Source organism: Thermodesulfobacteriota bacterium (assembly GCA_031082315.1).
Lineage (GTDB): Bacteria > Desulfobacterota > QYQD01 > QYQD01 > QYQD01 > QYQD01.
Genome location: JAVHLC010000025.1, coordinates 1 through 10,411, shown reverse-complemented (window position 1 = coordinate 10,411; position 10,411 = coordinate 1). Strand labels below are relative to the sequence as shown.

12 protein-coding genes are annotated in these 10,411 nt (G+C 47.4%); 7 read left to right on the top strand and 5 right to left on the bottom strand.

Going from position 1 to position 10,411, the window contains the following annotated elements; all coding sequences use genetic code 11:
* Window positions 1–321 (top strand): hypothetical protein (locus RDU59_12695; GenBank protein ID MDQ7839338.1); only part of this gene is annotated, 321 nt, incomplete at its 5' end.
* 134 nt (window positions 322–455) lie between these two features.
* On the opposite strand, the gene RDU59_12690 is transcribed toward RDU59_12695, so the two are convergent.
* The 5 genes from RDU59_12690 to RDU59_12670 form a co-directional block, all read right to left on the bottom strand.
* Entirely contained in the window at window positions 456–1,100 is a 645-nt protein-coding gene (locus RDU59_12690; protein ID MDQ7839337.1) for a hypothetical protein, read from the bottom strand.
* A gap of 181 nt (window positions 1,101–1,281) precedes the next feature.
* A complete protein-coding gene (locus RDU59_12685) occupies window positions 1,282–1,668 on the bottom strand; it encodes an SMI1/KNR4 family protein (GenBank protein MDQ7839336.1) in 387 nt (128 codons plus the stop codon).
* Complete coding sequence (locus RDU59_12680) at window positions 1,658–2,854, bottom strand: hypothetical protein (GenBank protein ID MDQ7839335.1); 1,197 nt, start codon at window positions 2,852–2,854, stop codon at window positions 1,658–1,660. Before RDU59_12680 ends, RDU59_12685 begins: the two co-directional genes overlap by 11 nt.
* A gap of 15 nt (window positions 2,855–2,869) precedes the next feature.
* The gene (locus tag RDU59_12675; protein ID MDQ7839334.1) at window positions 2,870–3,691 is read right to left on the bottom strand and encodes a hypothetical protein; all 822 of its coding nucleotides are present in this window, start codon (window positions 3,689–3,691) and stop codon (window positions 2,870–2,872) included.
* Window positions 3,692–3,761: 70 nt separating this feature from the next.
* Window positions 3,762–4,784, bottom strand: a complete 1,023-nt coding sequence (locus RDU59_12670) for a hypothetical protein (GenBank protein MDQ7839333.1) — start codon at window positions 4,782–4,784, stop codon at window positions 3,762–3,764.
* Between the two features lie 380 nt (window positions 4,785–5,164).
* Here RDU59_12670 and RDU59_12665 point away from each other — a divergent pair, with 380 nt between their 5' ends.
* The 6 genes from RDU59_12665 to RDU59_12640 all read left to right on the top strand — a co-directional run.
* Window positions 5,165–5,695 (top strand): DUF6431 domain-containing protein, encoded by a 531-nt coding sequence (locus RDU59_12665; protein ID MDQ7839332.1) that lies wholly within the window; start codon window positions 5,165–5,167, stop codon window positions 5,693–5,695.
* 193 nt (window positions 5,696–5,888) lie between these two features.
* A complete protein-coding gene (locus RDU59_12660) occupies window positions 5,889–6,461 on the top strand; it encodes a hypothetical protein (protein ID MDQ7839331.1) in 573 nt (190 codons plus the stop codon).
* Window positions 6,462–6,588: 127 nt separating this feature from the next.
* Window positions 6,589–7,842, top strand: a complete 1,254-nt coding sequence (locus RDU59_12655) for a site-specific integrase (protein ID MDQ7839330.1) — start codon at window positions 6,589–6,591, stop codon at window positions 7,840–7,842.
* Window positions 7,839–8,828, top strand: coding sequence for a tyrosine-type recombinase/integrase (locus RDU59_12650; protein MDQ7839329.1), 990 nt, complete (start codon window positions 7,839–7,841; stop codon window positions 8,826–8,828). The genes RDU59_12655 and RDU59_12650 overlap by 4 nt, the downstream gene beginning before the upstream one ends.
* A complete protein-coding gene (locus tag RDU59_12645) occupies window positions 8,825–9,844 on the top strand; it encodes a tyrosine-type recombinase/integrase (GenBank protein ID MDQ7839328.1) in 1,020 nt (339 codons plus the stop codon). Before RDU59_12650 ends, RDU59_12645 begins: the two co-directional genes overlap by 4 nt.
* Before the next feature lie 139 nt (window positions 9,845–9,983).
* Window positions 9,984–10,411, top strand: a 428-nt coding sequence (locus tag RDU59_12640; protein ID MDQ7839327.1) for a Mu transposase C-terminal domain-containing protein, incomplete at its 3' end; no start/stop codon positions are given.

Genomic DNA, 10,411 nt, shown 5'->3' with positions numbered 1-10,411 from the left:
GGCCAGATCGACAACCTGGTAACGGCCCTGGCTGAAGGAGCCGGTGGTCATCTTTCGGCCATCGTTGACAGACTGAAGAAACTAGAAAACCAGAAGCAGCAGATCGAAAACGAGCGTGAGATCCTCCGGACCCGGAACGATGCCGAGATCCTATCCCTTGAAAACATCACCGCCTACCTAAGGCAGCAGGCAGAGATCCTAAAAAGCAGAAACCCCGACGCCTGCCGGAAGCTGGTCAACACGTTTGTTGAACGCGTTAACGTGTCTTCCGAAGACACCGAGGTCATCTATAGAATCACTACTGTGGTTTTTACTGGCTAACCTACTATAAAACGATACAATTGCACACCCCTGTGGCAATCTTTCAACGCTTCCAAGGAGGAGTGTGCATTTTCGTCAGGGGGTGTGTAGAACACCTCAAAGACAGATTCTCTTGGTTTAAGGTCGTCCCCTTCCTACTTCTTCTTGATTGATCCTAGCAAACATATCTTAGCTACTATATCTGTAAACGTCTGCCATTCATCTTCCGGATCAATCCCTACAAACTCATCTGGAGACTTTGCATTCTCAGGTTTCTCAAATAAAAGGGGTTCATTATTACAGCCTCGGTAAATTGGACCGTAGTTGCGTCTACTGTAATAATCGATATCTGCCATCAGTTCAATAATAAATATGTACCTGTTTCCCATGGCATGGTAATCAGTCTCCCCAAGAAAAAATCTTAATTTTTCATTCATACCAAAGAACACTGCGTAGTATATAGCTAGATTGACAACCTTTTTCTTAACCTCGGGTAATTGCATTATCATTAAACAAGTATAATTATCATCTGTGTCATCAATGGTTATATAATCAATTTTTATTTCTATTGGATGATTCTTGACATTATCTCCATTTTGATTGCAGATATCAGCCCATAGAGACATTATAAGTGCATGAACTTGATCAGGACCTTCATTAAATGCCTGATAGAACAAATCTTCACGGTACAAGAATAATCCAGGCAATATTTCTCGTTGAAATATACTTCGAAGTTCTTCGTTTTTAATTTGTTCAACCTCCTCATTAATGCCTTGTACTGATTTCTGCCGCTTTAGCATTGGTTCTGTTGAAAGAAACTTAGTCTTTCAGGAGTCTGCATCCCATATTATTCTTCGTCTCGTCTGGTTCAGCAACTTTCGTAAATGATACGCTTATTTTGCTTCCGGATAAGCTGAATTTATGTTTTACCGATTTCCGAAGCGAGGAATATGTTTCGCTTATAGTAGTACCAGGGGTGCGCTACCTAATTTTTCTGATGCGTAAATGCTTTATAATAAATTGTATATAGTCGTTAAAGCTTCTCGCCAAAAGCTCAGGGCTTGGGTCACCGCCGTGTGCTTCAGTATATATCTTCCCATTCAGATAGTAAATTGGGTCACCGTTACTGGTCGCAAAGCAAAAGGCAGACTCCGGTAAATTATACTCTTTTTTTATTGCTGGTAAGCGTTCTACGCTGTAAAACCTGATTTGGGAAAGGTTGTCGAGCCTTATTTCGACATCTACAGGGTTGTTGGTTTTATAAAACTCGCGAAATTCCTCAGGTATAGAAGTAACCTCGCCCAAAAAAGGCTTGAAAACATTGCGCTTATCTTGCTTCTGCACAGCCGCAACAAGCTTAGTAAGCATAGCCAACACCTCCACTGAAAGAAGGATATGACTTATTGATAGTGTATACCCTTATGCCCTCCATAAGTTTTTTATCGTGGATTGATAACGACACCATATATGTCAAAACGATAAGACCTATACTTAAGGATACTATTATTCCAGACGGGCCGCCACAAATGCCCTGTGCTATTATTGAAGCGATTAGAACTGCGGTCGAGAAGGCAGCTTGTTTGCCCACTCGAATCAAGCATTCTTTTTTTCCATATCCCATTCGCTTCAACTTCGCGAACTGATATACTGAAAACACAGCAATTGCCATAAACCCGACAACGCCCATATTACACATCTTGGCAACATTATCAGTTACACTTACCCCGATATTTTGGAGTACACCCTGTAAGGCTTTAGAGGAAATTTCTCCGATGCTCCGTGCTAAAAAATGATTGACGACTCCAAATGCCGCACCCTGGAATCCAGCTTTAGCTCCTGCAACTGCAGCATAACGAACGCTCTCAGGTGATACGCCTGACTGCGCCAGCGTAACAACAAAACCTATTGTAAAGCCGATACCAAGGCCGATAGCAGCTGCAGTTCCGATGCCTGCAAGCTCATTTTTAAATACCCGGCTTTTGTTAGCGTCTATTAAACGCTTGTCCCTGTCAATCAAATCTCCTTCCGTAGCATTTCGGTAATTTCCATTATGAGCGTCAAGGTGTTCACGAACGCCGCTCCCATCTCTATGTTCTTCGAGAAACCGGATATTATCTGGATTCGTCTGTTGCCCGGGGTGTGCTGCCGCGCTATTGATATGATGACCCTCAAAATCACGCACAGACGTATTATCTAATATCTCTTGCCGTTGTGCCGGACTCCAATCCTGCGTACCGCTCCCGCCCATTTCGAGTTCTGCTTTCTCATATTTCCAGGCCAGTTCGATTCCCTTATCGCGCAATGAAGTCGAATTTGGGTCAGCCGCGAGGATAGTATTCAAGCTTCGCTGCGCGGAATCCCGAAGTACGGATAACCTTTGAAATATCTCGTTGAATTGGGCGTTATAGTTACCGGTTACGCCAATCGTGTTAAACACGTTGGAGGAGTACAGGCTCGCGCCCAGGGCGGTTCCGTTTATGTCCGACCAGTGAATTGGCTCTCTCTGCTTCAATGTCGGTGAAATAAACGACCTGCTCAAAATCTGTGACTGCATTTTTTCACCGGCTTTCTATTGGATTATTTTCTCGGCATCAATCGAATACTTGGTCAGTGTATATTTACCGTCGTCATTCAGCTTGCTGAAAATATACGAATAAACATGGTTGTAATAGATCAATGTTTCGTTAAAAAGTTTTCCTGCGTCGTAAATAAATAGATGTTTAGATACCAAGTTAAACAGACTGGTGTCGCTACTTATATATTTCGCTTCATTGGATTTGAATAAAGTAAATGCTTTGCGGAAATCAGCTACCGCTTTTCGGTTATATTCGACATTTGCGCTGTAAGCCAGTTGTTCCATCTTTGCGCTGATCAGAGAAGAGAACTCCCTAGTCATAACATCATAAAGAGCTTGCTGGTCTTCATCAAAAAAATCTTTTAACAAAACCTTCTCTTGGCTTGCCAAGTCGAGCAAAAGTTTATCGAACTCGGTTTGATCTTTTGCGGTATGCAATTTTCCCTTGATCGAGGCGAGTACAGTCAGAACCTGATCATTACTTTCTTTTACCTTGGATACATACGCCGTTCTTTGTCCGTTTTCAAGCGATCTTATCTGGTCAGTTACCTCAAAAAGTTTTTCTTTGTATGAGAGAATACTTTTAAGCGTGTCTTCGTCCATAACAACATGTTCGCTGTAATATGAAAGCGCCTGATCAGCCTCGCTTACGAAAAATTTCCGTGTTTCAATTTCAATCGGGTATTGCGCAATTTGTAGACAAAGCTCGAAATAGTCGTTAAACGCCTTTTCGCTTGCGTTGTTACGAACATATTCATTCTTTGCAACGATATGGGCATCCATTATACGATTTGCATTAATTAATTCCGTGATCATTTTTGTGCTCCTCCTAAATGTTTAAATAAACTATCGATATCCCACTGAAAAAAGGAGATAAACCAATACTTTACAGCGGGATATTTGCAAAAAAACTTTTTATTTCTCTCGCAGCGTTTATACGTCTCACAATGTCGTCAACATTGTAGTTTTCAATCATACCGCGCAGATTTTCAACGTACTCCTCCCATTCTTTTTCCATATTATCAGAGGAGGCGTCGAAGGCCTTCTGCGTGTCTTCCCAGAACGAATTAATTGCTTTTTTATATTTCATTAACGCATCTTGGTCGTCGTAGGCTTTAATAAGCTTTTTCGCAAGGCTCTTTTCCCAACCTCCCGAAAAAATCGCAAAAGCTGCAAGAGCGGCCATAACAGCCAGTGCTATTCCAAGTACCACCGGCCCCCCAATGGTTGCAATTGCGGAAGCTGCCGCAGCCGTGCCGCCAACAGAAATGCCAAGTGCCGCCAAGAGACTAACGCCTTTTGCCAGGAGAATATAAGCGCCAAGGTTACCAAGCGTTGATGCCCAAAAAGCAAGTCCGCCAATTGTAGCCAACCCCGTTAGTCCTGCGGCAAAAGCCCGAGTCGCGTTAAAAGGAACACTGCTAATTCCGACTTTCTCGGCTTTTTCACTCAAAGTGCTTCGCTGGAACCCACTAATGTATTTGTCAATGACGCTGCTTAAATCCTCAGACTTCTGTTTTAGAACTGTTTGTATCGCGTCTTCAAGTAACGAATTAACATAATTCGATAGCAACTGAACGTCTTCTTTTTTCTTCTTGAAGCCCTTGGTCTTGATAATATTTACGATAGAATCAACAGAGATAATAGTCTCGTATTTTTCCGCAAATTCGGATATAGAGTCTTTACGAAACTCGTCTATCTTCTTGCTTACGTTTATTCTGTCGTTTTGACCGCTGTTTCTCCTAGCAGGCTCGCTCTTATTTATCTCGTTGAGAAGGTGTTCGTATTTTTCTTTCTCGCTAAGCATTCTGTTATAGTCTTCGATATCGTTATCAAGAGAAATCCCAGCAGACTTAGCATAATCCTTGACAAAATCTTTTGCCTTTCGTTCAACCTGACTAGGGAGCACTTCAATGACTCTCTTTATTTCAGCTTCGAACGCGGTACGTGTTTGCTCGATATCCGTTGAATAGGTGAAAAACCGACTGCGGAAGATATCGTGCGTGTAAACATATCCTGTAGCTGACTCGCGGTCTGACCAAAAATTATCCGTGATTGTCTTTTCAAATCTCTCACAACCTTTATCAAGGATGTTCTTTAACGAAGTCTCGTTTCCTTGGTGTTAGGGCTAACCTAAAACGTCCGAAAGCTGACGGGATTGCCTGACCGGGAGTTGCTGGATATAATGGCCATATCATTTAGAAAGGAAAGACGCCCCTGTTTGTTGTGCCACCGTGGTCAGCAGCAGCACCAGAGGCGCCCATCACCGTATGGTCATTGTAACAAAATATGAGCTCGTTGAGAACCCCGACAAGGGTGTTTTTTGTGAGGAGCGCGGAGCAGATTCCCTGTCCCTGCTGTAGCGGGCATTTAAGGGTAATTGGCAGCCGCCAACGGGGCTGTATCGACAGCCTCGGGGACAAAATCATCCTCATCATCCGCCGCCTTCGTTGTGTTGCGTGCCGTCGCATCCACCACGAACTGCCGGACATGCTGGTACCGTACAAGCGTCACATAAAGGATAGCATTGAGGCAGCCGTGGGCGGTGATCCGGCCCTTAGCGTCACGGCCGATGAATCCACCTTGTGGCGCTGGCGGAGATGGTTTTGGGCACTGGCTGCGTACTTCCTTGGCTGCCTCACCGCCCTCGCCGCCCGTTATGCGATAGCGTCTGTGGAAGGACGATCCACCCTTCCCCGGTCCGCGCTCCACAGGATCTGGCAGTTGGTAGGGGATGCCCCCGGCTGGCTGGCCAGAGTTGTCCGCCCGGTGGCCAATGCAAATCTTTGGGTACAGACCCGTTCGGCATTCCTGTCCTGACGGCTTTGGCATAGACTCGTGCTGAATTAACTTTAAGGAGGGTATTCAGCATGAGAGACCACCGGAAGGCCGAAGAGATCGCCGAAAAGCGGATACAGCTTTTGTCCCCGCTGTTGGCGGAAGACTGGATGCGGCCAAAGCCAGAAAACTCAAGGCCCAGATCTGCGAACAAGCCGGGATATCCGAGCGTACCTTGCGCCGGTATCTGGCCCGGTACCGGGAAAACGGGTTCGGGGGCCTCAAACCCAAGGGCAAGGGTGAACGCCTGAACCAGGAGGCCGTCCCGGCCAACATCCTGGAGCAGGCCATCCTTTTGCGCCGCGAGGCGCCGGGAAGAAGTGTCGCGCAGATCATTCAGATTCTGGAGTGGGAAGGACTGGCCGAACCCGGCCGGATCAAACGCAGCACCCTGCAGGAGAAACTGGCGGAGAAGGGCTACAGTGCCCGGCACATGCGTATGTACGCGGATACCGGCGTCGCCGCCCGGCGGTTTCAGAAAAGGCACCGCAACCAGCTCTGGCATTCAGATATCAAGTATGGGCCGTACCTGCCCATCGGCCCGGATGGCGCCAAGAAACAGGTTTATCTGGTATCCTTCTTTGACGACGCCACCAGAGCCGTGATGCACGGAGAGTTCTACCCCACCTTGGATCAGGTCATCGTCGAGGACTGTTTCCGCCAGGCGATCCAGAAGTACGGGGCGCCTGATGCGGTATTTTTTGATTATGTTCCGCGGAACATAATCAAAATTATGTTGCCAGCTTGATTATGTTGCCGGTAGCTATATTCATGGCTTAGATAAAAAATCTTTGAGTCTAAGTGGCAACATAATTTTCCTGGTATGAATTCTAACTTAGAATAACCTCAAAATCTATAAAGGGAGGTTGTTTTAAATGTTGGAGCTTTATTATGTCAATCCGGAAACATGGGATCGTATTCGAGCGTCGTGGATTTATGGCCCCATAGAAAGGTATGTTGAATGGCTTAATAAACACAGCTATTCAGCTACCACCGTACGAAAACGCATACCTATCTTGATGGAATTCGGTGAATTCGCCCGGCGGCAAGGAGTGACTATATTGGAAGAGTTGCCTGGGCACATTGAAGGGTTTGCGCAATACTGGCTGCAGAAACATGGTCAAGGGTGTAAGACTGATGAGGCTCGGAAAAGAGTATTAATGGAAGCGCAGAATCCTGCAAGGCAAATGTTGGTTTTGTTGATGCCGGAGTTAAAGGAAAAAGGTCGGGTAGAGCCATTCCAGAAACTGGTTCCAGGCCTGTTTGACTACATGAAAAATGAAAGAGGCATTAAGGAAAGCACACTCCAGCATTACAGAAGTAATCTTTATGCTTTCGAAAGATATCTCCAGAATATTGGCCTCAAAGAACTCCGTAATCTTTCGCCCGTTATTCTAAGCGGCTTTTTAACCAGCAGCAGCGGATTATGTAAGAATAGTCTCGGTATTAGATGCACAGCGGTGCGAATATTAATTCGATATCTTTATCGCGAACGAATCATAGCGAACGATCTGAGCGGCGCTCTAGATTCTCCCCGCAATTATCGGCTATCCAGCATACCGCGCTCCATCACCTGGGATGAGGTAAACCGTATGCTGGAGGCAGTTGACCGCCGGGCCCCCATTGGTAAACGAGACCATGCTATTTTGCTCCTGTTGGTGACATATGGACTAAGGTCCAGGGAAATCGCTGCTATGACCATCGACGACATCGATTGGCGGCAGGGCCGAATTCGGGTGCCGGAACGGAAAGCCGGTCATTCCACAGCATATCCCCTGTCGACGATTGTAGGGGAGGCTATCCTGGATTATCTCCAACATGCCAGACCCAAAACATCCGACCGCCATATCTTTTTCCGAACGAGACCCCCGTACACACCGATGACCTACGAAAACGTATCCGGCCGCGCAGCTCGCTACCTTCGCAAGGCCGGAATCCCTATCAGCAGGCCGGGGTCGCACACGCTTCGCCACACCTGCGTGCAACGGCTGGTGGATGCAGGTTTTTCCCTAAAGACTATCGGTGACTACGTGGGTCATAGAAGTGCTGACTCGACGGCAATCTACGCTAAGGTAGCGCTGGATGTCCTCCGGGAGATTGGCTACGGTGTGGGGGAGGACATCTTATGAGGCCGGCATGGAATGGTTTCCACAGTCCCCTGGCAGAAGGGATCCAAGCCTTTCTCGCTTACAAGCGAGCCCTTGGGCAGAGTTTCCTCACCGAAGAATATGCTCTCCGAGCACTAGATGCCTTTCTGGTTCGGCAGCAAGTGCATGCTATCGGAGATATCACCGCAGAACTTATTGAAGCTTTCCTGGCATCCCGGCCCCGTAAACGACCGCGCAGTTACAACCACTTGGTTAGCGTCGTTAGACGGCTGTTCAACTGGATGATAAAACAACACTACTTGGATAGTCTTCCTTTACACATGGAGACTCGGCGAGAGACTTCACAGAGGACTCCCTTTTTATTCACACCTGCCATGGTTCGGGAATTGTTGGCTTGCGCGGAGAGATTGCAAGACAGCCGAAATACATCTCTCCGAGGCATTACATATCGAACCATATTTGCCCTACTATACGGTCTTGGCCTCAGAGTTGGAGAGGTTTCTCGGCTTTGTTTGAGCGATCTGGACATCGAGCGATCGCTGTTGATCATTCGGCAAACCAAGTTTTACAAAAGCCGCATTGTTCCGTTTGGTCCTCGAATTAAAGAGCTTCTTGTTGAGTATCTAGAAATGCGCTTAAAGAAGTACGGACCTCCTCTGCCGGAGGAGTTCTTGTTTACCTTTTTCGGGGGCCGTCCCATAAACCGCCACACGATTGGTGCGACATTTCAGTCCCTGATTCCCCAACTTGGATTGCGAGTACCAGAAGGGGTTTCACCTCCCCGCCTGCACGATCTGAGACACTCATTTGCCGTCGGAACCTTGCTCCGTTGGTACCGCGCCGGTATTGACCCGGGAACCCGACTTCTTCACCTGTCAACCTTCATGGGACATGTCAATCCTACATCTACAGCAGTCTATCTGACTATTACACCTGATTTACTGCAAGAGGCCAATTTACGTTTTGAGCGGTTTGCGGCAACCGCCATTAAGGGGGCGTTGTCATGAGCGGCGAGAACTTGGGCAGTATCACATACTCCTTCTTTAAAGATTACCTTATCATTCAAAAGGGGCTGCGCCCAGCTTCGATCAAAAGCTACCGGGATACCATCCGTCTGTTCCTGCAATTTGTAGCTGCTGACTCGGGGCGTAAAATCACCCGCCTTGCCTTAGCGGATTTGACTTTTAAGCGAGTCAAAGATTTCCTGCAGCACCTTGAAAATGATCGCATGAACCACATTCGCACCCGTAACCATCGTTTGACTGTTCTGCATACCTTCTTCGGCTACATTACTATGAGAGCTCCCGAGATGCTGGCGATTTCCGAACAGGTGGCGGCCATCCCCATGAAACGCGTCCCTCCTCCGGAAACATCCTTTTTGGAGCGCGAGGATATCTCCGAGCTTTTTGCACATTTGCCTTCAAAAGGGCACTATGCGCTACGAGACCGGGCACTTTTGCTATTTCTTTACAATACCGGGGCACGTGTTCAGGAGGTTGCTGACCTTCGCATTGGTAACCTTGACTTGGATGATTGCCCACGCGTCAGACTGCACGGCAAGGGTGACAAGTGGAGGACATGTCCGCTATGGCAGGAGACGGTCAATCTTCTGAAAAATCTTATCCGGCAAAACCCCATAAAAGATACGCCAGAGAATGCAGTTTTTCTCTCTCAGAACGGCAAACCTCTGACTCGTTTCGGTATTTACAAGATCGTACGCCGCCATACCGACTCAATTCCGCAGAATAAGAGGGCAATAAACAAGCGGCACATCAGCCCACACGTGTTTCGCCATACTGCGGCAGTACATCTGTTGGAGTCGGGGGTGGATGTTAACGTAATTCGCGGTTGGCTTGGACATGTAAGCCTCGATACTACCAATCGTTACGCTGAGATTAATACCAGGATGAAAGAAGTTGCTCTGCGAGTTTGCGAGCCAAAGGATAACTCTTCTACGGGATACCCTAGAAAACCAATTTGGAAGGAGGACGAAACGCTGTTATCATGGTTGGATTCCCTATGAAAATTATGTTCCGAAAATCTATTTCCTTCGGTTTTGGCAGTAGGGATTTACCTGAACGGCAACATAATCAAGCTGGCAACATAATTTTGATAACGGTAAACAGTACCGGACCAAGTGGATGACCCGGGCTTGCGCCAAGATGGGCATCCGGCTGCTTTTTGCCAAGCCGTATGCCCCGGAAGCAACCGGCAAGGTGGAGCGCTTTAACCGAGTGGTGGACGCCTTCCTGGCCGAGGCGGCCCTGGAGAAACCGCAGTCGCTGGACAAGCTCAATGCGCTGTTCTGGGTCTGGTTGGAGGAGTGTTACCAGAACAAACCCCATTCAGCCCTGGAGAACAATCAGAGCCCGGCTGCCGCTTACCGCAGTGACAGCAAGGCGGTCAGGTTTTTGGATGCCGAAACTATCGCATCTGCTTTTCTGCACTGCGAGGAAAGGAAGGTCGACAAGGCGGGCTGCATCAGCTTCGCAGGCAAGAAGTACGAGGTCGGTCTGAATTTCATCGGTTGCAAGGTGGATGTTGTCTACGACCCGGCTGATATCGCCGAACTGACCATCGAGTACGAGGG